Consider the following 21449-nt stretch of genomic DNA (forward strand, 5'->3'; position numbering starts at 1 on the left):
CCGCTTTTCAAAGGGCGCAAGGTGTGCGCCCGGAGCCCGCCAAGGCACGGGCAAAAATGCACGAGCCCCGCGACGCGGGGCTCGTGCACTTGTCTTGATCAGCCGCTGCATTCGCCGCGGCATCCACCACGGCATACCCTGCAGGGCGCGACAGCGTCAGGCCGCTTGCGTAACGCTGGCCTGGTTGGCGGCTGCCGCCGTGTGCGCCTGCACATCGCGGTCTGCGTTGACCAGGGCTGCAGCCTTGGCGTCAGGCCCCATGGCCACACCTTCAGCGCGCACGAAGCGCACGTCGGTGATGCCGAAGAAGCCGAACACCACCTTCAGGTAGCTCTCCTGGTGCTCCATGGCCTGGCCACCTTCGCTGGTGGAGTACACGCCGCCGCGGCTCGATGCCACGATCACCGTCTTGCCGCCGGCCAGGCCCACAGGGCCCTTGTCGGTGTACTTGAAGGTGCGGCCGGCCTGGGCGAGGCGGTCGATCCAGGCCTTGAGCTGGCTGGGGATCGAGAAGTTGTACAGCGGCGCACCGATCACGACCACGTCAGCGGCCAGGAACTGGCTCACCAGCGCTTCGGACAGCGCGTTTTCCTGGCGCTCCACGTCGGTGGCAGCGGCCTGGCCGGTGCGAAAACCCATCGACTGGGCCGACAGGTGCGAAGGCGCTTGGGCGGCCAGGTCCAGATATTGCACGGTGGTGCCGGGGTGTGCAGCCTTCCAGGCAGCCACGGTGCGTGCGGTCAACTCGCGGGAGACGGATTGTTCGCCGGTGATGGCCGAGTCGATGTGAAGCAGTTGCATGAAAGAACTCCTTGGAGTGTGTTGGATGTGTATTCGGTAGGTGCCACGGCGTGTGGCCATGGGATGAATTGTGGGCACTCATCAAAATGTTGATAAGGTAGTGAACTTGCGATAGATTGTTCTATCAGTGGAACGATGAACTTTATGCAAGACCTCAACGACATGCTGTATTTCGCTGAAGTGGTGGAGCGCGGGGGCTTTGCAGCCGCTGGGCGCGCCCTCGGCATTCCCAAGTCCCGCCTGTCGCGGCGCGTGTCGGACCTGGAAACCCACCTGGGCGTGCGCCTGCTGCAGCGCACCACCCGAAAGCTGTCTTTGACGGAAGTCGGCGAGGCCTACCTGCGCCATTGCCAGGCCATGCGCGAGTCGGCGCAGGCGGCGGCGGACACCGTGGCCCAGGTGCAGACAGCGCCGCGCGGCACCATCCGCGTGAGCTGCCCGGTGACCCTGGCGCAGACCGTGCTGGCCGAGCTGATGCCCAAGTTCCTGGCCACCTACCCGGAGGTGCGGGTCGAGATCATGGTGAGCAACCGCGCGGTGAATCTGGTGGAGGAGGGCGTCGACGTAGCACTGCGCGTGCGGCCGTCGGTGGAGGACAGCGGCAGCATGGTGGTCAAGCGGCTGGACCACGCCACGCAGATCCTGGTGGCCAGCCCCGAGCAACTCATCCGCCAGGGCACCCCTGAAACGCTGGAAGATCTGGCGCGCCTGGACAGCATCGCCATGTCGGCGCCCGACGGCCGGTCCACCTGGAACCTGATCGGCCCCGGTGGTGTGCACCAGGTCGTGCACCATGCGCCGCGCTATGTGGCCGACGACCTGCTCACGCTCAAGATCGCGGCCATGGCCGGCACCGGCATCTGCTGGATGCCGGACTACATGTGCTACGAAGAAATCCGCGCCCGCCGCCTGGTGCGCGTACTGCCCGACTGGGCACCGCTGCCCGCCATCGTGCACGCCGTCTTTCCGTCGCGCCGCGGCCTGTCGCCCGCGGTGCGCCGGTTTCTGGACTACCTGGGCGAGGCCATGCCGGGCCGCAGCAGCCAAGTCACCCGGCAGGCGATGGACGGTGTGGACGGCTCCAACATCTGAGTGGTGCGGAGGTGGACGTGGAAAAGGCGAGGCTCGGCGCGGTGGACTGGCCGGGCATCTCGGTCCGCCAGGCCTGCGGTAGCGACGCCGCATCGCTCATCGCCATCATGGACGACGCCACCCGGTACAAGGTCGAGCGCGGGGACTTGGCCTGGGGGCCGCACGGCGACTCCGCCCGCCGCGTGGCGCGCGCCATCGAGCGTGGCGAGATGCATGTGGTGAGCCACGCGGGCAAAGACATCGGCACGGCGTGCATCCAGTGGGACGACGAGCCCTACTGGGGCACACAACCGCCCGTGGCGGGGTACCTGCACGGCCTGGCCATCAACAACGGATTTCATGGCGCGGGCATCGGCAGCTGGGTGATGGACTGGGCGCAGCGCCATGTGTCGGCGCAAGGCAGGGGATGGCTGCGGCTTGATTGCTCCGCAGGCAACCCCGGCCTGTGCCGCTACTACGAGCGGTGTGGTTTCGTGCGGGTGGGCGAGCAGGTTTTTGCCAACGGCCATGTGGCAGCGCTGTACCAGCGCGCGGCAGACCGGGCGATGTACCAGCAGCCATTGACCCCCTACCTCGGCCGAGCGTCCACCTGACGCAGAGGTTTGTACCGGCGCCCCATTTTTGGCGCCACAATGCAACCAATTGAAACTGAGTGGGCCACAGCGCACAACCGTGCGCGCTGCCCGGGACGCGCCTTGACTTCTGCCCACCCCATCGACCAGCACATCCGGCAGGTGCGCACGCACCCTACCGTGCGGGCCATCGTGATTCCTCCGTGCCCGGAGTCGCTCCTGCGGCTGCAGGCCATCATGGCCGAGCCGGAGATCGACGCCGATGCGCTCGATCAGCTGGCCTCTTCCGACGTGGCCATGGCGGCGGCGTTGATCCGCCTGGCCAACAGCCCGCTGCACGCGCTGGCGCAGCCGGTGCAAACCGTGGGCATGGCGCTCACGGTGCTGGGCTTGCACCCGTCGGTGGAGCTGCTGTCGGCCTTCATCACCCGCAACGCGCTGCTGGTGCGCTCGCCGCTGCTCGACCATTTCTGGGAAAGCTCCCAACGCCGCGCCATCGCCTGCGAGCACATCGGCCGCCAGCTCTACAGCTTCGACCCCGGCCTGGGCTACAGCTTCGGGCTGTTCTGCCATGTGGGCATGCCGGTGCTGGTGAAGGCGGTGCGCGGCTACGGGTCCACCGTGACCGAAGCACTGGCCCGCAGGGACCGCACCTTCACCCAGACCGAAAACGCCAACCACCGCACCGACCACGCGGTGATGGGCGCCATCGTGGCCCGCACCTGGCATCTGCCCGGCGACGTGGCGCAGGCCATCTGGCTGCACCACGACTTTGCGTGCCTGGGCGACGAGCGCTTCAACCCCACGGTGCGCCACCTGGTGGCGCTGGGGATGCTGGCCGAGTACCTGGTCAACCACCACGACAACCTGCCGCCCACGCGGGAATGGCAGGATCACGGCCAGGCCTGCATGGACCACCTGGCGGTCCCGCCGGAAGAGCTGGACCACTGGATCGACGAGCTGCACCCAGCGTTTGAAGCCGTGCGGTTCTAGGAGCCAGTCAGGGCCCCGCGTCGATCAGGTCTGCGGTGCGCACGTGGCCCAGGCGGCGTGCTTGCTGCGCGGCAGTCAGGCCTGCCTGGTCTGCCAGTGCGCGATTGGCACCCAGGGCCATGATCCGCTGAACGGTGTCCGCCTGGCCGCTGGCGGCGGCCAGCATCAGCGCCGTTTTGCCCGTGTCGTCGCGGGCGTCAAGGGGGGCGCCTTGGTGCACCAGTTGCTCCACGCGCTGGGTGCGGCCCTCACGCGCTGCCTGGCGCAACGCCTGCGCCAACGCGTCGCGGGGCTCGCTGGCGGCGCTGGGCTTGGCTGCAGCGGCACCGGCCGCAACGCCCCCGCTGGCCGCATTGCTGCTTTGCAGGCTACGGGCTGGAGGCGCTGCGGGGGATGCCTGGGCGGCAGGCGTCGGCGCGGGCGCAGGGGCGTTTGCCGGCGCAGGTGCCTCGGCAGATCGCGCCGCATCCCGGGCGGCAGGCATGCGTTGCGCGGTGGCCCGCTCGCGCAATGCTTCAGGCGCGGCGGATGGGTTGGGCGGACCTGCCGGTGGCGACGGTGACGGCTGCGGCGTCTGCACGGGTGCGGGTGCTGGCGCAGGCGCGGTCTGTGGTGCCACAGCGCCATCGGTCACCAGCGGAGCGGGCGCGGGCAGCCGGGGTGCTGCTGCGTTGCTGCCTGGCTCTCGCCGGGCGGACTCGGCCTCGGTGGCCGCAGGGGCAGGGGCCGACTTGGCCTGCGGCCTCGGGGGTGTCTCTGCCGGGTCCACTCGTTCTTGGGCTGCGCGTTGGGCCGCACGTCTTTGCTGGTCCACAGCGCGGTCCTGCGTTGCCTGGGAGGGCGCTGCCGTGGGCGGTGGAGGCGCCGGGACAACGTTGGCATCCGCCGCCGCAGAAGGCGCGGTAGGTGGTGCAGTGGGTGGCGAGGTGGTTGGTGCTGCAGGTTCAGGCGCCGGCAACTCCGCGGGGGGCGATGCCGCCACTTGGCGTTCCCCGAATGCCACTTCGCGTTCTTCGGGCGTTCCGCGCTGAAACTGCAGCAGCAGCAAACCGGTCAGGCCCATCACCGCCACCGTGGCCAGGGCCGACAGCTTCCAGTACGACTGGTTCGCGGCGGCGCGCCCCGGTGCGGCTGTGGTCGGCGACGGCGCTGCAGCGGCAGACGCCGAGCCTGATCCTAAGGCCGCAGCCGCCAGCATCTGGGCATGCGCACGCACGGCATCGCGGACCTGCGCGCCGGGGCGGGCATCGTCCTGGGCGCTGGCTTGGCGGTACCGCTCGGTCAGCTCGTCGTGGTCCGGCGCGCTCATGCAAACTCCTGCAGATGCTGGCGAAGGCTGGCCCGCGCATAGCGCAGGCGGCTCTTGGCCGTTTCAAAATGGACACCGGTGGCTTGTGCAATCTCCTGCACGCTCAGGTCGCCTTCGGCCTGCAGCAAAAAGGCCTCGCGCTGCTCGAAGGGCAACTGCTCCACCGCAGCGATCAGGGCGGCGGCCTGCTCGCGGGACTGCAGCTGGCGCACGGGTCCGAAGCCGGAGTCGGCGGCCAGCGTGTCCGCCAGGCTGCGCTCCGTGTCGTCGTTGGCATCGAGGCTCAGATGCTGCCGGGCGGTGCGGAGATGGTCCACCAGCCGGTTGTGCGCCAGGGTGAACAGCCAAGTGCGGAACCTGGCGGTGGCCTGGTAGCCGCCCGCACTGCGCGCCACGGCAAACCAGACATCCTGCAGCAGGTCGTCGGCCACCGCCTGGACCTTCACGCTGCGATAGACAAACCGCCACACCGCCAGCTCGTGCCGGCCGTACAGCGTGTCGAAGGCGCCCATATCTCCGGCGGCAAAACGCTGCATCAGCGTTTCGTCGGCGTTGTCGGCATCGTCGGAGGAGGGGGCGGTCGGCACCCGCGCATTATGCGAGGCGCCCATTCACCGTCGGCGCGTCGCGTGGCAGGCCGGCATGCACCGGCTGCAGCCTGCGGGCCGTTCAATTCGGGTCGGGCACATACGACACGTTGTCCGACTGCGGGAATGCGCGGGGCGACGGTGCGCGCGCAGGCTGCTCGCGGATCACGCCGCTGGCCACCAGGTTGGCGCGGCTGTCGTAGCGGATGCTGATCACCTCGTTGGGCTGGTCCTGCAGGCGCGTGAAGGTGGTGTGCGACACGACCGAGGTCTCGCGCTGGCCATGGGCGGTGCCCAGCCGGGGCGAGGGTGCCGGCATCGACTTGGCCACGCTGTTAGCGGACCGCTCCGACAGAGCTGATGGCGCAGCGGCAGAGGAGTCCGCTTCAGCGGCCGGGGCAGGCGCCGCCGCTGCAGGCGATGCAGGCGATGCGGGTGGCGGGGGCAGGGCACCGGCAGATGGCATGCTGCGTTGCAGCTCGGCGCTGTCGCGTGCCTCGCGCCGCTGGCGGTAGGGCTCGGGCGTGATGGACGGCACCGCCACTGGCTGCTGCTCGCGGAATAGTGCCACCCCGATCACGCCCACGTTGGCTGGACGGCCCGTGCGGCCGGCATAGGAGTTGGCGATGCTCGAAAATTCGAACGCTGCCACCTCGCTGCTGCTTTTGCGCCAGCCGGTGATCTGGTAGCGCTCGTATGGCGAGAACACATACCCGCGCTGGTCCCAGGCCGCGGTCTCGCCGCTGAGCACGTTCACACCGTCCACCGACGGCACGGCCAGCAAGCGCTCCCCACTGCGGTTGTGCACCGTGACCGCATAGCGTGCCCCCGGCCGGCCCGCCACCCAGTACTCGCCCCTGGCGTAGTGGACCGGCAGCGTGGCGCCGGTGTCGCGGTCCACGATGGTGATGTCGGCCAGGCGGCCGACGGCATGCGCCGGCGCGCTGGCCAGTGTCAGCACGGCAGTCAGGGCCGCGACTGCGGCGTGGGTGATTGCGGGGACGGTGAATGCACCGGTTGTCATGGCAGCTCCATCAAAGTGGTTGTTGGTGCTGGGTGAAACGAACGGGGCGGGCGAATGGGGTTAAGCGGCGCTGAAAAATTTGAAAATTTTTCCAAAGTTCAGGATGCACGGCCTGCCTGTGCCTGTGCGTGTGCGTGTGCCTGGGCGGCAAGGCCATGGCGCCGCCGCAGCCGGTCATTGCGCCCGTTAGCATGGGGCACATGCTGTCTGCCAAACCCTACCTCCAGAGCGTCTGCATCCGCCCGGATGCAGCCATCGACTACGACACCTACCCGTACAACATACCCGCCATCCGCGAGTTAGGTCGGCTGGAGTTTCACCCGGACGTGACGTTCTTCGTGGGTGAAAACGGTTCTGGAAAGTCGACGCTGCTGGAGGGCATTGCCCTCGCCCTCGGCTACAGCCCGGAGGGCGGCACCCGCAACTTTCAGCTGGCCACCGCGGGGTCCGAGTCGTCCCTGCATGAGGTGCTGCGGCTGGCGCGCAGCTACCGCGCGCCGAAGGATGGCTACTTTCTGCGGGCCGAGAGCTTCTTCAACGTCGCGACCTACATGGACGAGGTAGGTTACCTGGAGTCCTACGGCGGCAAGTCGCTGCATGCCCGCTCCCACGGCGAGGCGTTCATGGCGCTGCTCACCCACAAATTCCAGGGCAAGGGCTTGTACCTGCTGGACGAGCCTGAATCTGCGCTGTCGCCCAATCGGCAGTTGGCTGCGCTGGCGGCCATTCACCAGTTGGTCGAGGACAAGTCGCAGTTCATCATCGCCACGCACTCGCCCATCCTGCTGTCTTACCCGAATGCCAAGATCATCCAGTTCGACGGCGGCGGTTTGTCCGAAGTCGCGTTCGAGGAGACCGAGCACTATGTGGTGACACACGACTTTTTGAACAACTATCCGGATCGGCTCCAGCGCCTGCTCGAAGGATGAACGCCCCGAAGTGGATCAGCCCTATAGACCTTTTGGACATTAAGTAAGAGCTATATATTCGTTTGGGTTTTAAAGGCCGGCTCGCAGAATGACCCATCAGACATTCAAGGAGCACGTTCCATGGTCACCCTGCGACTCGGCGACACCGCCCCCGACTTCACCCAGGAATCCACTGCCGGCACCATCCGTTTTCACGAATGGGCGGGTGATTCGTGGGTCGTGCTGTTCTCGCACCCCGCCGACTTCACGCCCGTCTGCACCACCGAGCTGGGCAAGACGGCCGCGCTGGGCGGCGAGTTCGCCAAGCGCCGCGTTTTGCCCATCGCCGTGAGCGTGGACCCGGTCGATTCGCACAACCGCTGGGTGGGCGACATCAACGAGACGCAGAACACCACCGTCAACTTCCCCATCCTGGCGGATGCGGACAAGAAGGTGGCAGACCTCTACGACATGATCCACCCCAACGCATCGACCACGGTCACCGTGCGCAGCGTGTTCATCATCGACCCCAAGAAGGTCATCCGCACCACGTTCACCTACCCCGCCAGCACGGGCCGCAATTTCGACGAGATCCTGCGCGTGATCGACTCGCTGCAGCTGACCGACAGCCACAAGGTGGCCACGCCCGCCAACTGGAAGGACGGCGACGACGTGATCATCGTGCCCAGCCTGCAGGACCCGGCCGAGATCGCGCAGCGCTTCCCCAAGGGCTTCAAGGCCGTGCGCCCCTACCTGCGCATCACGCCCCAGCCCAACAAGTAAGCGCGGCAGAAGACAAAAACCATAACCACAGGGCAGGGCCGCGGCGCAACGCCGTGGCCGGCCCCTGATCTTCGTGACCACCACCTCCATCATCATCGTTCCCGGCTGGCGCGACTCCGGTCCCGGCCACTGGCAGAGCCTGTGGGCCGAGCGCCTGCCGCACGCCAGCCGCGTGATGCAGGACGACTGGATCACGCCCACCCGCGCGGCCTGGGTGGGACAGCTTGAAAAGACCGTGCTTGCGGCACCGAACCCCGTGGTGATCGTGGCGCACAGCCTGGGTTGTATCGCCACCAGCCACATCAGCCCCGAGGTTGCGGCCCGCGTGTGCGGCGCCTTGCTGGTGGCCCCCGCCGACCCCGAGCGCCGCGCGGTGCTCAGCGACTTCGCGCCGGTGCCGTATGCCGCACTGCCGTACCGCAGCATCGTGGTGGCCAGCAGCAACGACCCGTACTGCCCCATCCGCCTGGCGGGCGCCTATGCGCGGGCCTGGGGCAGCGAATTCGTGCGCATGCAGAACGCAGGGCACATCAACATCGAATCCGGCCATGGGGAATGGCCTTTGGGCTGGGCGCTGCTCCAGTCGCTGGAGGGTGAACCCGCCCTCCGGGCCCAGGCCGCCCAGCCGGCCCCGCAGCAGGCGCAGGCGTCTTCGGCCGCGCTGTAGATTGCTAGCTATCAATTTTGTAGCTACTGGCGCTTGTACTGCAAGCGCTAGAGGGTGTTTGGCTGTGAGCGCAATCCTTGCGCGCGACACGCATCAGCGGCGGCTTTCGTCCGCCGCCCGGCCATAGAAAATCTATATGCCAATAGCTGATTATTTAACAAGAATATATTCTTTTGAGTTTTAAGCCGTTGATCCACACAATGGCGCATCTCCAGTACCAGCACCTTCGGGCGAAGCGACCATGACCTCTTTAAAACTCAAGACTCTCCTGGCCTCTCTGGCCTTGGCCGCCAGCGGCATGGCCGCAGCGCAGAACTCACTGCTCAATGTGTCGTATGACGTGGCGCGGGAGTTCTACAAGGACTACAACGCCGCCTTCACTGCCCACTACAAGAAGACCACCGGCCAGGACATCAAGATCGACCAGTCGCACGCCGGCTCCAGCGCCCAGGCGCGTGCCGTGAACGACGGCCTGGCGGCCGACGTGGTCACCATGAACACGACCACCGACGTGCAGTTCCTGGCCGACAACGGCGTGGTGGCCAAGGACTGGACCAAGAAATTCCCGCACGACGCATCGCCCACCACCTCGACCATGCTGTTCCTGGTGCGCAACGGCAACCCCAAGGGCATCAAGGACTGGGAAGACCTCATCAAGCCCGGCGTGCAAGTCATCGTGGTGAACCCCAAGACCGGCGGCAACGGCCGCTACGCCTACCTGGCCGCCTGGGGCGCCATCCGCGAAAAGGGCGGCACCGAAGCGCAGGCCGCAGAATTCGTGAGCAAGCTCTACAAGAACGTGCCCGTGCTGGCCAAGGGCGGGCGCGATGCCACCGCCACCTTCCTGCAGCGCAACCAGGGCGACGTGCTGATCACGTTCGAGTCCGAAGTGGTCTCCATCGACCGCGAGTTCGGTGCTGGCAAGGTCGATGCGATCTACCCGTCGGTGAGCGTGGTGGCCGAAAACCCCGTGGCCGTGGTCGAGCGCACCGTGGCCAAGAAGGGCACGGCCCAGCTGGCCAAGGCCTACCTGGACTACCTGTACTCTGACGAAGCCCAGGAAATCGCCGCCAAGCATGCCATCCGCCCGCGTTCGGAAGCCGTGCTCAAGAAGTACGCCGACACCTTCAAGCCGCTCAAGCAGTTCACGGTGGCCAAGTACTTCGGCTCGCTGACCGAAGCGCAGAAGGTGCACTTCAACGACGGCGGCCAGTTCGACAAGATCTACACGCCCGGCGCCAAGTAAGCCAGCGCGCTTCGTCTCTACCTCCTCACTTATGACCACCGCAACTGCAGTGGCCGCAGCCCCGGCCGGACGGCGCGCGCCCAAACGCGTGCTGCCCGGCTTTGGGCTGACCCTGGGCTACACGCTTTTCTATCTGAGCATCATCGTGCTGATCCCGTTGTCGGCACTGATCTTCAAGACCTTCACCCTGACCTGGGAGCAATTCTGGGCCGCCATCAGCGCGCCGCGCGTGATGGCTTCGTACCGCCTTACCTTCGGCGCCTCGTTCCTGGCGGCACTGGTCAACCTGGTGTTCGGCCTGCTGATCGCCTGGGTGCTGGTGCGCTACAAGTTTCCGGGCAAGAAGATTGTGGACGCGCTGGTGGACCTGCCGTTTGCGCTGCCCACCGCCGTGGCCGGCATCTCGCTGACCGCCTTGCTGGCCGGCAATGGCTGGGTCGGCAGCATCCTGGAGCCCATGGGCATCCAGCTGGCGTTCAAGCCCGCGGGCATCGTGATCGCGCTGATCTTCATCGGCCTGCCGTTCGTGGTGCGCACCGTGCAGCCCGTGCTGGAAGACGCTGAAAAAGAGCTGGAAGAAGCAGCCACCTGCCTGGGCGCCACGCGCCTGCAAACCTTCACCAAGGTCATCCTGCCTTCCATCACCCCCGCGCTGCTCACCGGCTTTGCCATGGCGTTCGCGCGGGCCGTGGGGGAGTACGGCTCGGTGATCTTCATCGCCGGCAACATGCCCATGGTGTCTGAAATCACGCCGCTCATCATCATCGGCAAGCTCGAGCAGTACGACTATGCCGGCGCCACCGCCGTGGCCGTGGTCATGCTGGTCATCTCGTTCATCCTGCTGTTGGTCATCAACGCACTTCAGGCATGGCAGCGACGCCACGCGGGGGCTCCAGCATGAGCGGCAACAACTCCCGAACCATCCGCCGCGCACAGGCGGGCACGACCGAAGCGCCCTGGGTCCGCTACACGCTGATCACCATCGCGCTGATCTTCATGCTGCTGTTCCTGGTGCTGCCGCTGGCCGCCGTGTTCGCAGAGGCTTTGCGCAAAGGCTTTGGCGCCTATCTTGAAGGCCTGCGCGAGCCCGACGCCTGGGCGGCCATCAAGCTCACGCTGATCACCGCCGCCATCGCGGTGCCGCTGAACCTGGTGTTCGGCGTAGCGGCCGCCTGGTGCATTGCCAAGTACGAGTTCAGGGGCAAGGCCTTCCTGACCACGCTGGTGGACCTGCCGTTTTCCGTCTCTCCCGTGGTGGCGGGCCTGATCTACGTGCTGATGTTCGGCGCGCAGGGCTGGTTCGGCCCCTGGCTGCAGGCGCATGACATCAAGATCATCTTCGCCGTGCCGGGCATCGTGCTGGCCACGGTGTTCGTGACCTTCCCGTTCATCGCGCGCGAACTGATCCCGCTGATGCAGGCGCAGGGCAACGACGAAGAGCAGGCCGCCATCGTGCTGGGCGCCACCGGCTGGCAGACCTTCTGGTACGTGACGCTGCCCAACATCAAGTGGGGCCTGCTGTACGGCGTGATCCTGTGCAACGCACGGGCCATGGGCGAGTTCGGCGCGGTGTCCGTCGTGTCCGGCCACATCCGTGGGCAGACCAACACCATTCCGCTGCACGTCGAAATTCTCTACAACGAGTACCAGTCCGTGGCCGCGTTCGCCGCTGCATCGCTGCTGGCCTTGCTGGCCCTGGTCACGCTGGTCATCAAGACCATTGCCGAACACCGCAACGAGCAGGCACAAAAGGCTGCTGCCCAATTGCCCCCCGAGCGCCCCGCACCGGCTGTTGTTACTGCCGCGCGCTGAAGGAACAAGAACATGAGCATTGAAATCCGTAACGTGAGCAAGCAGTTCGGCGACTTCCACGCACTGCGTGATGTCAGCCTGGACATCGCCTCGGGCGAACTCATCGCGCTGCTCGGCCCCTCGGGCTGCGGCAAGACCACGCTGTTGCGCATCATCGCGGGCCTGGAGACGGCCGATGTGGGCACCATCCATTTCAGCGGCGAAGACACCACCGACGTGCACGTGCGCGAGCGCAACGTGGGCTTCGTGTTCCAGCACTACGCGCTGTTCCGCCACATGACCGTGTTCGAGAACGTGGCCTTCGGCCTGCGCGTCAAGCCCCGTGGCGAGCGCCCGAGCGACGCGCAGATCAAGCAGAAGGTGACCGACCTGCTCAAGCTCGTGCAGCTCGACTGGCTGGCCGACCGCTATCCCTCGCAACTGTCCGGCGGCCAGCGCCAGCGCATTGCGCTCGCCCGCGCCCTGGCGGTGGAGCCCAAGGTGCTGCTGCTCGATGAGCCCTTCGGCGCGCTCGACGCCAAGGTGCGCAAGGAACTGCGCCGCTGGCTGCGCCGCCTGCACGACGAGTTGCACGTGACCAGCATCTTCGTGACGCACGACCAGGAAGAGGCCCTGGAGGTGGCCGACCGCGTGGTTGTGATCAACCAGGGCCGCATCGAGCAAAGCGGCTCGCCGCAGCAGGTGTGGGACCAGCCCGCGAGCCCCTTCGTCTACGGCTTCCTGGGCGACGTGAACCTGTTCCATGGCCGCGCCCACGAAGGGCTGGTGCACCTGGACGGCATGCAGATCGACTCCCCCGAACACCAGACCGCGCAGAACGCCAAGGCCTTTGCCTATGTGCGCCCGCACGACCTGGATGTGCAGCGCTACTCGCCCGGCGCAGGGCTTGATGCCGAAGGCCGCCCGCGCGGCATCGTGGCGCAGCTGAGCCGCGCCATCGTCGTGGGCCCCATCGCGCGGCTGGAACTTATTCCATCCGACGATCACAAACCAGCGGACAATGCGTCCCCGGACCACTTGATCGAAGCGCAGATCCCTGCGCAGCAGTTCAAGGAGATGGGTTTCAAAGAGGGTGAAACGCTGGTGGTGACACCGCGCCGCGCCCGGGTTTTTCTGGACCACGCCGCGGGGATCTGATTCCCCCCTGAGTCGCCTTCGGCGCCATCCCCCTCTGGGGGACGCACCCGGTGGACTGGCGGAGCCAGATCACGGGTGCACTGGCATGGGCCGCGCCAGTTGCGTGTCCGGCGCCCTCGGCAACTGCTTTTGGATTGGGAAGAAAAAATGAATTGGTTGACCGCGAACCCGCGCCGTGTGCTGGCACTGATCAGCGCTGCCTGCGTGGCCATGCTGGCTTTCGGCATGTACCTGCAGCATGTGGTGGGCCTGGAGCCTTGCCCCATGTGCATCGTGCAGCGCTACGCACTGATCGGCGTCGCCATCTTCACCGGCCTGGCTGCCGCCCGCGACTCGCGCGGCTGGTGGATGTCGATGGCCGGCATTGCCGCTATCGCCGCAGGCTTCGGCGCTTTCGTGGCAGCCCGCCAGAGCTGGCTCCAGTGGTACCCGCCTGAAGTCGCCACCTGCGGCCGTGACTTCTACGGCATGATCGAAAACTATCCCATCAGCCGCGCCATCCCCATGATCTTCCGCGGCTCGGGCGACTGCGCCGCGATCGACTGGACCTTCCTGGGCGGCTCGATTGCCAACTGGTCGTTCGTCTGCTTCGTGGGCTTTGCGGTGGTGCTGCTGGCGTTGCTGGCGCGCGGCCTTCAGGGCGGTCGCCGCAGCGGGTCCGCCTACTCGACGGTGTGATGCCGTTGCGGTTGCACTAGGTTTCGTAAAAAAGGCGCTCCTCGGAGCGCCTTTTGCATGGGCCTGGCCTTTGCGCCTAGTTCAAGGGCTTTTCTTCGGTGGGCACAGGGGCCGCCTCATCCGGCACTTTGGGAGTGTCGGACGCGTGATGTTCCATGGGCGTCTTCTTGCCGGGCTGCGGCGTCTTGTCGGCGCCGGGAGCGATCTCCTCGTTGTTGTGCTTCTTGGCTTGCTGGACTTTCTTGTCGTGGGCAATGTTGCGAGGGTCGGTCATCAAGGTGCTTTCTGTGGTGAAGCACCATCCTTGTGCCGCAACACAACGCCAGGGGTAGGACAACCGGACGTTGGCGTGCAGTGCCGCGATAGCGCGGTTGAGAGGCGGTTCGGGCAACAGTACTGCGATTGACCGGAGGGCCTGGAGATACTGGAGCACCCTGCGTTGTGATCGACTTGCGCGCGCTCGCTGTGCCGTCGTCCGGCGCTAGGGCACGGGCTCTGCCGGAAACACCACCCCCTGCGTCCCGTCCACCCACGCCGGCAGTTTGTCCATCACGCGGGCCAGCAGCGGCGCCGCCTGCCAGTGCGCCAGCCAGGCCTGCAGATGGGGCCAGGGCTGGGCGTCCCACCAAGGTGCATCGATCGCCGCGAACTGGCGCACGAACGGGCCTATGGCCATGTCGGCCAGCGCCGTATGGGTGCCGAACAGGTGGGGCCGGGTGGACAGGCGCGCGTCCAGCAGGCCCAGCCAGGTGGTGGCTTTGGCACGCTCGGCGTCGATGTCGGTGTCTGGGTAGCGGCTGGGGTACTTGCACCGGTCCAGCGCGTGTTTGAACGGGCCGTCGCATTCGGCAATCAGCGCCAGCATGTCTTGCAGAGCGCCGTCGCTCGGCGCCAGCCAGGCGCCGGGGTCGTGGCGCTGCAGGGCCCACAGCATGATGTCCAGGCTTTGGTCGAGCACCTTTCCGTCCGCCAGCACCAGCACGGGCACGGTCGCTTTGGGCGAGGCTTGCAGCAGGCCCTGAGGCTTGCTGCGCAACACCACCTCGCGCAATTCGCAGACCTGGCCGCTGACGGCCAGCGCCAGCCGTGCGCGCATGGCATACGGGCAGCGGCGAAAGGAATAGAGGACGGGCAGGGCGCTCACGGGGGGCTGTCCTCGCCAGCCACCCCACCTGTCACTTCGCCAGTCGGCTCGTCCGCGATGAGGCGCCGCGCCGGGTTGCCCGGCTGGCGTGCGCCCAGGTGGGCTTCGCCGCGTTGGTCCGCCAGGTCCATCTGGCGCTGGCGCTCGGCCAAGGCGCGTTCCTGCTCTGGCGTGCGGGTGCCGTGGCAATAGGGGCAACTCACGCCGCGCACGTAGTGTGGGGACTGCAATTCGGCCTCGCCCAGCGGCATGCGGCACGACCGGCACAGCTGGTGGTGGCCGCGCACCAGGCCGTGGCCCACCGACACGCGCTCGTCGAACACGAAGCAGTCGCCCTGCCAGCGGCTGGCGTCCTCGGGCACGGTTTCCAGGTATTTGAGGATGCCGCCTTCGAGGTGGAAGACCTCCTCGAAGCCTTGCGACTTGAGCAGCGCGGTGGACTTCTCGCAGCGGATGCCGCCCGTGCAGAACATGGCCACGCGCGGCTTGCCGGCCAGTACGCCGCCCGGTTGCGACTGCGCGGCCACCCAGGCCGGAAACTCCGCAAAGCTGCTGGTGTGCGGGTTGACGGCACCCTGGAAGGTGCCGATGCCCACTTCGTAGTCGTTGCGCGTGTCGACCACCACCACGCCGGGGTCGTCGATGAGCGCGTTCCAGTCCTCGGGCTTCACATAGGTACCCGCGTTGCGCGCCGGGTTCAGGCCCGGCACGCCCAGGGTGACGATCTCGCGCTTGAGCCGCACGCGCATGCGGTAGAACGGCAGGCGCTCCGCATGCGCCTCCTTGTGCTGCAGGGCGGCGAACCGCGGGTCGCTGCGCAGCCAGGCCAGCACGGCGTACACGCCCTGCGGTTCGCCCGCGATGGTGCCATTGATGCCCTCGGGCGCCAGCAGCAGCATGCCGCGCACGCCGTGTGTGTCGCACAGGGACTGCAAGGGCTCGCGCAGGTCTGCAAAGTCCGGCAGGTCGACGAACTGGTAGAGGGCGGCAGTGAGAAAGCGGGGTGTGACCGAGTCCACAAAAATAGCGGGAGGGATGGGAAAAGGGAGGGGCAGGGGGCTGATGATAGCGGTCACTTTTCGTTACGATGTGCGTTGGGGCGCGCACGGCACGCTCTCACCACCGCGGGGCGCAGGGCTTTTATGGGCAAGGAATCCACAGTCAACCTCTTTCGCCGGCTGGAGCAGCTCAACGGCATCGGCGCCGCGCTGTCGCGTGAGCGGGACATCGACCGGCTGCTGGAGAACATCCTGGAGGCCGCCAAGGCCATCACCGGCGCCGATGGCGGCACGCTCTACAGCGTGACGGACGACGGCACGGCGCTCAAGTTCGAGATCCTGCGCACGGATTCGCTCGGCATCCGCCTGGGCGGCACCACGGGCAAGCCCATCGACTTTCCGCAACTGCCGCTGCGCCACGCCGACGGCTCGCCCAACGATTCGCTGGTGGCCGCGCACGCCGCCATCCACGACCGCACGGTGAACATTGCCGATGCGTATGCCGCGGCGGGGTTCGACTTCTCGGGCACGCGGGCGTTCGATGCGCGCACCGGCTACCGCTCGCGCTCGTTCCTGACCGTGCCGATGAAGAACCACGACCATGAGCTCATCGGCGTGCTGCAGCTCATCAACCCGCACGACCCGGACACCGGCGACGTCACCACGTTCTCGGAGGCAGACCAGAGCCTGGCGGAGTCGCTGGCATCGCAGGCCGCCATTGCGCTCACCAACCGGCTGCTCATCACGCAGCTGGAGCGGCTGTTCGAATCGTTCGTGAACCTCATCAACCTGGCCATCGACGAAAAGTCCCCCTACACCGGCGGCCACTGCCAGCGCGTGCCGGCGCTCACCATGATGCTGGCCGAAGCCGTGAACGCCACGCAGAGCGGCCCGCTGGCCGGCTTCAGCATGAGCGACCGCGACAGGTACGAGCTCAAGATGGCCGGCCTGCTGCACGACTGCGGCAAGATCACCACCCCCGTGCACGTGGTGGACAAGGCCACCAAGCTGCAGACCCTGTACGACCGCATCGGCGTGGTGGACACCCGCTTCGAGGTGCTCAAGCGCGATGCCGAGCTGGCCGCGCTGCGCCGCCAGCTGGCGCTGCGCCCGGTGGTGGACGCGCGCGCCGAGGGCCAGGAGCTGCTGGGCCTGCAGCACGAGATCCAGGCGCTGGAAGAAGACCGCGACTTCCTGCGCCGCTGCAATACCGGCAGCGAAGCCATGCGGGCCGAAGACCAGCAGCGCGTGCGCGACATCGCCGCCCTGCGGCACTGGCGCAACCCGCAGGGCGTGCAGACCAGCTTTCTGACCGCCGAAGAGGTGGAGAACCTCACCATCCGCTCCGGCACCCTGAACCAGGCCGAGCGCGACACCATCAACTACCACATCGTCGCCACCATCAAGATGCTGGAGACGCTGCCCTGGCCCCGGCACCTGAAGAACGTGCCCGAGTACGCGGGCGGCCACCACGAGCGCATGGACGGCAAGGGCTACCCCCGCGGCCTGACGCGCGATCAGATGTCGCTGCAGGCCCGCATGATGGGCATCGCCGATATCTTCGAGGCACTGACCGCGGCCGACAGGCCGTACAAAAGCGGCATGACGCTGTCGCAGGCGCTGGCGATCATGTGCCGCATGCGGGACAACGGGCACATCGACCCGGACCTGTTCGAGGTGTTCGTGCGCGAAGGGGTGTATCTGCGCTACGGACACGAGTTTCTCGAAGCGGAGCAGGTGGATGGGGTGGACATTGCTGCGCTGGGGTTTGCGTAGCGCCGGCTTGGCCGCTTGACCTCGCCCGTGGACCGTGGAGTGACCGCCTGCGCCACCCTGCCAATGCCAATGCCGCTGCACGTCTGAACGCCCCGCGCCTCGGGGCTTATCTCCACATCTGGCAAGGAAGCATCTGCTATATTTTTAATAGCTTTTGGCGCCCGTCCAGAGCGCGGTAGCCGCCTTTTTTTACTCCAATTCATCGGTCCCGCTCCGCGCCTGGGCCATCAACCAGTCGCAGAAAGCCGCCATGGCGCCGGTGGCCGTGCGTGATTGCAGCCGCGTAATCCAGTAAGAGCCGCGCTGCAGCTCCTGCGGGAACGGCCGCACCAGCCGCCCCTGGCGCAGCTCGCGCGTGAACATGCGCACCGGCAGCAGTGCCATGCCGGCGCCCTGCGCAGCGGCTTCAGCCAGCGTGAGCGATGAGTCGAACACGGCGCCGCGCACCACTGGGCAGGGTGCGCCCGCCGCCTCGAACCAGGCCGCCCACTCGTCGGCGCGGTAGCTGCGCAGCAGCGGCTGGCGCGCCAGGTCGGCAGCGGTGCGCAGGCCGTGGGCCAGGGCCGGGGTGCACATCACCGACATCGGCGCGTCCATGATGCGTTCGGCGTGCGTGCCATGCCACGCGCCGTCGCCGAACCGGATCGCAAAGTCCAGCCCTTCGCCGGCCATGTCCACCCGGTTGTTGTGGGTGAGCAGGCGCAGGTCCACGAACGGGCACGCCGCCTGAAAGTCGCGCAGCCGGGGCAGCAGCCAGCCGACGGCGAACGTGCCCACGGCGCCCACGGTCAGCACCTCGCGCGGGCGGGTGTCGCCCAGTTTCTCCAGCGCCCGCGCCAGGTTGGCGAACGACTCCACCACCACGGGCAGCAGCGCCTGGCCCTCGTCCGTCAGCGCCAGGCCGCGCGGCAGGCGGCGAAACAGCGGCTTGCCCAGGCGGTCTTCGAGCTTGCGGATGTGCTGGCTCACCGCGGTCTGGGTGACGTGCAGTTCCTCGGCCGCGCGCGTGAGGTTCAGGTGGCGCGCCGAGGCTTCGAAGGCGCGCAGGGCGTTCAGTGGCAGGTGCATTGCGAAGGCTGAGAGCGGATCACACAACTCGGCGCAGCGGGTCGGGCCAGGCGATGCGATACGGACAGTGCGGTAGTACTGGGACCCGGGCGCCGCAGTGACGCCGAAAGCGTTGTGTGTGCCGCTCCAAGTTTTTGTTGGGGCTGGCGGCAATTATTGTCGATGGTGCTGCGGGCCCGGAGTCCTTATCGTTCAGGCCTTGTTTCCACTTCACTCCCCATTTTTATGCAAAGACGACAGTTTTCCTTGGGCTTGATGGCCGCTGCAGCGGTACCTCTGTGGGGTTGTGCCGGCGCCGGCAATGCCGCCGGCGGGCCGGGTCGCGCTGCCGGCGGCCACATTGCGCGGGCCTGGAACGACACCCTGGCCGGCATCGAACGCACCGCCCAGGGCCGCCTCGGTGTGGCCATGCTCGACACCGGCACGGGCTTGGCGCTGGGCTGGCGCCAGGACGAGCGTTTTGCCATGGCCAGCACCTTCAAGGCGGTGCTGGCGGGCTGGATGCTGGCGCTGGTGGACCAGGGCAAGGAGCGGCTGGATGCGCGCGTGCACTACGCCGCGGCCGATGTGGTGGCGTATTCACCCGCCAGCGGCCCCCGCGCGGGCGACGGCGGCGGCCTGACGGTGGGCGAGCTGTGCGCCGCCACCGTGAGCCTGAGCGACAACACCGCCGCCAACGTGCTGCTGGCGCGCCACGGCGGGCCGGCCGGGTTCACCGCCTTCGTGCGGTCGCTGGGCGACGGCATGACCCGGCTGGACCGCACCGAGCCCACGCTGAACGAAGCCAAGGTGGGCGACCCGCGCGACACCACCACGCCGCTGGCCATGCTGCAGACCCTGCAGAAACTGGTGCTGGGCGACGTGCTCACCCCCGCGTCGCGCGCCTGGCTGCAGCGCTGGCTCGTGGAGACCAGCACCGGCGACAAGCGCCTGCGCGCCGGCGTGCCGGGCTGGAAGGTGGGGGACAAGACGGGCACCACCAACAGCGGGACGTCCAACGACATCGCTGTGATGTGGCCGCCGGGTGGCGGGGCGCCGGTGGTGGTGACTTGCTACATCACCGCGTCGACGGCGTCGTCTGAACAGCGCGATGCGGCGATTGCGCAGGTGGCGCGTGCGGTGGTGGCTGCCAGGCAGGGGTAGCTTTCAGTCCCGGTCAAGCCTCAGTCACCGCTTCACCGTTCGGGCTGAGCCTGTCGAAGCCTCTCTCGGCGCTTCGACGGAGCTCAGCGTGAACGGTTTGTGGTGATGGGGCTGGGCATGCGAACCAGGGATAGGTCTCAGTCACGGCAGACCGTTCGTGCTGTGTCTCAGCCGCCACCGACCGTTCGGGCTGAGTCTGAGTAGCCACCCACCGTTCGGGCTGAGCCTGTCGAAGCCTTGCGCGGCGCTTCGACGAGCTCAGCGTGAACGGGTGTGAGGTTGCCATGCCCTACGGTCAAGCCAACTGAAAACCGCAGACCGCAAACCGCACGTCGCACGGCGCAAACAAAAAACTCAGAGCTTCTTCACCAGCACCTGGCTCCGGCGGTCCCAGTTGTACTTGCGCTTGCGTGCATCTGGCAGCCAGTCCGGGTCCACCGGCTGGAACCCGCGCTTGATGAACCAGTGCATGGTGCGGGTCGTCAGCACGAAAATGCTGTCCAGCCCCAGGATGCGGGCGCGCTGCTCGATGCGCTTGAGCAGCTTTTCGCCGTCGCCCGTGCCCTGGCTTTGCGGCGACACGGTCACCGCGGCCATCTCGGCCGTCCGGGCTTCGGGGTAGGGGTAGAGCGCTGCGCAGCCAAAGATCACGCCATCGTGTTCGATGATGGTGTAGGTGGCGATGTCGCGCTCGATCTCGGTGCGGTCGCGCTTGACCAGCGTGCCGTCCTTTTCGAACGGCTCGATCAGTTGCAGGATGCCGCCCACGTCGTCGATGGTGGCCTCGCGCAGTTCTTCGAGCTTTTCATCGATGACCATGGTGCCGATGCCGTCGTGTACATACACCTCCAGCAGCAGCGAACCGTCCACCGCAAAAGGCAGGATGTGGCTGCGCTCCACGCCGGCCTTGCAGGCCTTCACGCAGTGCTGCAGGTAAAAGCCGGTGTCCGTGGGCGTTTGCGCCTCGGGCAGCGTGGCCAGCAGGGCCTGTGCGGCGGCCAGCGGCAGCTCGGTGTCGATGGGGTTGTCTTCGCTCTCGGGCTCGTTCGGCTGCATGCGGATGCCGGGCACCTCGGTCAAAAAGATCAGCTTGTCCGCGCGCAGCTCGATGGCCACGCTGGTGGCCACTTCTTCCATGCTCAGGTTGAAGGCCTCGCCCGTGGGCGAGAAGCCGAAAGGCGACAGCAGCACCAGCGCCCCCATGTCCAGCGTGCGCTGGATGCCCGCCACGTCCACCTTGCGCACCAGGCCCGAGTGCTGAAAATCCACCCCGTCCACGATGCCCACCGGCCGCGCCGTGAGGAAGTTGCCCGAGATCACCCGCACCGTCGCGCCCGCCATGGGCGTGTTGGGCAGGCCCTGGCTGAACGCGGCCTCGATCTCGTAGCGCAGCTGGCCCGCGGCCTCCTGCGCGCAGTCAAGCGCCACCGAGTCGGTGATGCGGATGCCGTGCGAGTATTTGGCCGCATGCCCCTTGGCCGCCAGCTGCTCGTTCACCTGCGGGCGAAAGCCGTGCACCAGCACGATCTTCACGCCCATGGCCTGGATCAGCGCCAGGTCCTGCGCCAGGCTGTGCAGCTTGCCGGCCGCAATCGCCTCGCCCGTCAGGCCGATCACGAACGTCTGATTGCGAAACTTGTGGATGTACGGCGCGACCGAGCGGAACCAGGGCACGAAGGTGAAATTGAAAACGGCGGACATGGCGGGTGGT

The 21449-nt window shown here is 67.1% G+C and carries 22 protein-coding genes; 13 read left to right on the forward strand and 9 right to left on the reverse strand.

Annotation, left to right across the window (positions count from 1 at the left end; translation table 11 throughout):
* Positions 1 to 156: 156 nt before the first annotated feature.
* Complete coding sequence (locus ASF16_RS14790; protein WP_056168422.1) at positions 157 to 801, reverse strand: FMN-dependent NADH-azoreductase; 645 nt, start codon at positions 799 to 801, stop codon at positions 157 to 159.
* A 144-nt stretch (positions 802 to 945) separates the two neighbouring features.
* Here ASF16_RS14790 and ASF16_RS14795 point away from each other — a divergent pair, with 144 nt between their 5' ends.
* From ASF16_RS14795 to ASF16_RS14805, 3 genes are all read left to right on the forward strand, one after another.
* Positions 946 to 1893, forward strand: coding sequence for a LysR family transcriptional regulator (locus tag ASF16_RS14795; protein WP_056169294.1), 948 nt, complete (start codon positions 946 to 948; stop codon positions 1891 to 1893).
* 17 nt (positions 1894 to 1910) lie between these two features.
* Positions 1911 to 2486 carry a GNAT family N-acetyltransferase gene (locus ASF16_RS14800; RefSeq protein ID WP_235507384.1) on the forward strand — a complete coding sequence of 192 codons (576 nt, stop codon included), beginning with the start codon at positions 1911 to 1913 and terminating at the stop codon, positions 2484 to 2486.
* A gap of 102 nt (positions 2487 to 2588) precedes the next feature.
* Positions 2589 to 3458, forward strand: a complete 870-nt coding sequence (locus ASF16_RS14805; RefSeq protein WP_056168428.1) for an HDOD domain-containing protein — start codon at positions 2589 to 2591, stop codon at positions 3456 to 3458.
* Positions 3459 to 3465: 7 nt separating this feature from the next.
* Here ASF16_RS14805 and ASF16_RS14810 read toward each other — a convergent pair whose 3' ends face one another.
* Genes ASF16_RS14810 through ASF16_RS14820 form a run of 3 tightly spaced genes read right to left on the reverse strand, consistent with a single transcriptional unit; the run spans position 3466 to position 6378 of the window.
* Positions 3466 to 4767, reverse strand: a complete 1302-nt coding sequence (locus tag ASF16_RS14810; RefSeq protein ID WP_056168431.1) for an ankyrin repeat domain-containing protein — start codon at positions 4765 to 4767, stop codon at positions 3466 to 3468.
* Complete coding sequence (locus ASF16_RS14815; protein ID WP_056168434.1) at positions 4764 to 5378, reverse strand: sigma-70 family RNA polymerase sigma factor; 615 nt, start codon at positions 5376 to 5378, stop codon at positions 4764 to 4766. The genes ASF16_RS14810 and ASF16_RS14815 overlap by 4 nt, the downstream gene beginning before the upstream one ends.
* A gap of 58 nt (positions 5379 to 5436) precedes the next feature.
* Positions 5437 to 6378, reverse strand: coding sequence for a hypothetical protein (locus ASF16_RS14820; protein WP_056168436.1), 942 nt, complete (start codon positions 6376 to 6378; stop codon positions 5437 to 5439).
* A 200-nt stretch (positions 6379 to 6578) separates the two neighbouring features.
* Between ASF16_RS14820 and ASF16_RS14825 the strand changes: the two genes are divergently transcribed.
* The 8 genes from ASF16_RS14825 (at position 6579) to ASF16_RS14860 (ending at position 13609) form a co-directional block, all read left to right on the forward strand.
* On the forward strand, positions 6579 to 7307 hold the full coding sequence (locus tag ASF16_RS14825) for an AAA family ATPase (protein WP_056169297.1): 729 nt from the start codon (positions 6579 to 6581) through the stop codon (positions 7305 to 7307).
* Between the two features lie 120 nt (positions 7308 to 7427).
* The gene (locus ASF16_RS14830; RefSeq protein WP_056168439.1) at positions 7428 to 8069 is read left to right on the forward strand and encodes a peroxiredoxin; all 642 of its coding nucleotides are present in this window, start codon (positions 7428 to 7430) and stop codon (positions 8067 to 8069) included.
* A gap of 73 nt (positions 8070 to 8142) precedes the next feature.
* Positions 8143 to 8736, forward strand: a complete 594-nt coding sequence (locus ASF16_RS14835) for an alpha/beta hydrolase (protein WP_056168442.1) — start codon at positions 8143 to 8145, stop codon at positions 8734 to 8736.
* Positions 8737 to 8977: 241 nt separating this feature from the next.
* Positions 8978 to 9982, forward strand: a complete 1005-nt coding sequence (locus ASF16_RS14840) for a sulfate ABC transporter substrate-binding protein (RefSeq protein ID WP_056168445.1) — start codon at positions 8978 to 8980, stop codon at positions 9980 to 9982.
* Between the two features lie 31 nt (positions 9983 to 10013).
* On the forward strand, positions 10014 to 10883 hold the full coding sequence (cysT, locus tag ASF16_RS14845; RefSeq protein ID WP_056168448.1) for a sulfate ABC transporter permease subunit CysT: 870 nt from the start codon (positions 10014 to 10016) through the stop codon (positions 10881 to 10883).
* Positions 10880 to 11794, forward strand: a complete 915-nt coding sequence (cysW, locus tag ASF16_RS14850; RefSeq protein ID WP_056168451.1) for a sulfate ABC transporter permease subunit CysW — start codon at positions 10880 to 10882, stop codon at positions 11792 to 11794. Before cysT ends, cysW begins: the two co-directional genes overlap by 4 nt.
* Positions 11795 to 11806: 12 nt before the next feature.
* Positions 11807 to 12931: a sulfate/molybdate ABC transporter ATP-binding protein gene (locus ASF16_RS14855; RefSeq protein WP_056168454.1), complete on the forward strand. Its 1125-nt coding sequence runs from the start codon at positions 11807 to 11809 to the stop codon at positions 12929 to 12931.
* 147 nt (positions 12932 to 13078) lie between these two features.
* Positions 13079 to 13609 (forward strand): disulfide bond formation protein B, encoded by a 531-nt coding sequence (locus ASF16_RS14860; protein WP_056168457.1) that lies wholly within the window; start codon positions 13079 to 13081, stop codon positions 13607 to 13609.
* Between the two features lie 76 nt (positions 13610 to 13685).
* Here ASF16_RS14860 and ASF16_RS14865 read toward each other — a convergent pair whose 3' ends face one another.
* The 3 genes from ASF16_RS14865 to ASF16_RS14875 form a co-directional block, all read right to left on the reverse strand.
* Positions 13686 to 13883, reverse strand: a complete 198-nt coding sequence (locus ASF16_RS14865; RefSeq protein ID WP_056168460.1) for a hypothetical protein — start codon at positions 13881 to 13883, stop codon at positions 13686 to 13688.
* A gap of 207 nt (positions 13884 to 14090) precedes the next feature.
* Entirely contained in the window at positions 14091 to 14753 is a 663-nt protein-coding gene (locus tag ASF16_RS14870) for a glutathione S-transferase (RefSeq protein ID WP_235507385.1), read from the reverse strand.
* The gene (locus tag ASF16_RS14875; protein ID WP_056168465.1) at positions 14750 to 15772 is read right to left on the reverse strand and encodes a rhodanese-related sulfurtransferase; all 1023 of its coding nucleotides are present in this window, start codon (positions 15770 to 15772) and stop codon (positions 14750 to 14752) included. Before ASF16_RS14875 ends, ASF16_RS14870 begins: the two co-directional genes overlap by 4 nt.
* A 123-nt stretch (positions 15773 to 15895) precedes the next feature.
* Between ASF16_RS14875 and ASF16_RS14880 the strand changes: the two genes are divergently transcribed.
* Positions 15896 to 17527, forward strand: a complete 1632-nt coding sequence (locus tag ASF16_RS14880; protein WP_056168469.1) for an HD family phosphohydrolase — start codon at positions 15896 to 15898, stop codon at positions 17525 to 17527.
* Between the two features lie 189 nt (positions 17528 to 17716).
* Here the strand turns inward: ASF16_RS14880 and ASF16_RS14885 are convergent, their stop codons facing one another.
* Entirely contained in the window at positions 17717 to 18595 is an 879-nt protein-coding gene (locus ASF16_RS14885) for a LysR family transcriptional regulator (RefSeq protein ID WP_056168472.1), read from the reverse strand.
* Between the two features lie 225 nt (positions 18596 to 18820).
* Here ASF16_RS14885 and bla point away from each other — a divergent pair, with 225 nt between their 5' ends.
* A complete protein-coding gene (gene bla / locus ASF16_RS14890; protein WP_056168475.1) occupies positions 18821 to 19738 on the forward strand; it encodes a class A beta-lactamase in 918 nt (305 codons plus the stop codon).
* Between the two features lie 354 nt (positions 19739 to 20092).
* Here the strand turns inward: bla and argA are convergent, their stop codons facing one another.
* Positions 20093 to 21439, reverse strand: coding sequence for an amino-acid N-acetyltransferase (gene argA / locus ASF16_RS14895; protein WP_056168478.1), 1347 nt, complete (start codon positions 21437 to 21439; stop codon positions 20093 to 20095).
* Positions 21440 to 21449: the final 10 nt, after the last annotated feature.

This window comes from Acidovorax sp. Leaf78 (assembly GCF_001422735.1).
Taxonomy (GTDB): Bacteria; Pseudomonadota; Gammaproteobacteria; order Burkholderiales; family Burkholderiaceae_C; genus Acidovorax.

Bases quoted from the DNA above. Each gene is read 5' to 3' on its own strand.
- ASF16_RS14790 (WP_056168422.1), bottom strand. From the start codon at position 801: ATGCAACTGCTTCACATCGACTCGGCCATCACCGGCGAACAATCCGTC.
- ASF16_RS14795 (WP_056169294.1), top strand. From the start codon at position 946: ATGCAAGACCTCAACGACATGCTGTATTTCGCTGAAGTGGTGGAGCGC.
- ASF16_RS14810 (WP_056168431.1), bottom strand. From the start codon at position 4,767: ATGAGCGCGCCGGACCACGACGAGCTGACCGAGCGGTACCGCCAAGCC.
- ASF16_RS14815 (WP_056168434.1), bottom strand. From the start codon at position 5,378: ATGGGCGCCTCGCATAATGCGCGGGTGCCGACCGCCCCCTCCTCCGAC.
- ASF16_RS14820 (WP_056168436.1), bottom strand. From the start codon at position 6,378: ATGACAACCGGTGCATTCACCGTCCCCGCAATCACCCACGCCGCAGTC.
- ASF16_RS14825 (WP_056169297.1), top strand. From the start codon at position 6,579: ATGCTGTCTGCCAAACCCTACCTCCAGAGCGTCTGCATCCGCCCGGAT.
- ASF16_RS14830 (WP_056168439.1), top strand. From the start codon at position 7,428: ATGGTCACCCTGCGACTCGGCGACACCGCCCCCGACTTCACCCAGGAA.
- ASF16_RS14840 (WP_056168445.1), top strand. From the start codon at position 8,978: ATGACCTCTTTAAAACTCAAGACTCTCCTGGCCTCTCTGGCCTTGGCC.
- cysT (WP_056168448.1), top strand. From the start codon at position 10,014: ATGACCACCGCAACTGCAGTGGCCGCAGCCCCGGCCGGACGGCGCGCG.
- cysW (WP_056168451.1), top strand. From the start codon at position 10,880: ATGAGCGGCAACAACTCCCGAACCATCCGCCGCGCACAGGCGGGCACG.
- ASF16_RS14855 (WP_056168454.1), top strand. From the start codon at position 11,807: ATGAGCATTGAAATCCGTAACGTGAGCAAGCAGTTCGGCGACTTCCAC.
- ASF16_RS14860 (WP_056168457.1), top strand. From the start codon at position 13,079: ATGAATTGGTTGACCGCGAACCCGCGCCGTGTGCTGGCACTGATCAGC.
- ASF16_RS14865 (WP_056168460.1), bottom strand. From the start codon at position 13,883: ATGACCGACCCTCGCAACATTGCCCACGACAAGAAAGTCCAGCAAGCC.
- ASF16_RS14880 (WP_056168469.1), top strand. From the start codon at position 15,896: ATGGGCAAGGAATCCACAGTCAACCTCTTTCGCCGGCTGGAGCAGCTC.
- ASF16_RS14885 (WP_056168472.1), bottom strand. From the start codon at position 18,595: ATGCACCTGCCACTGAACGCCCTGCGCGCCTTCGAAGCCTCGGCGCGC.
- bla (WP_056168475.1), top strand. From the start codon at position 18,821: ATGCAAAGACGACAGTTTTCCTTGGGCTTGATGGCCGCTGCAGCGGTA.
- argA (WP_056168478.1), bottom strand. From the start codon at position 21,439: ATGTCCGCCGTTTTCAATTTCACCTTCGTGCCCTGGTTCCGCTCGGTC.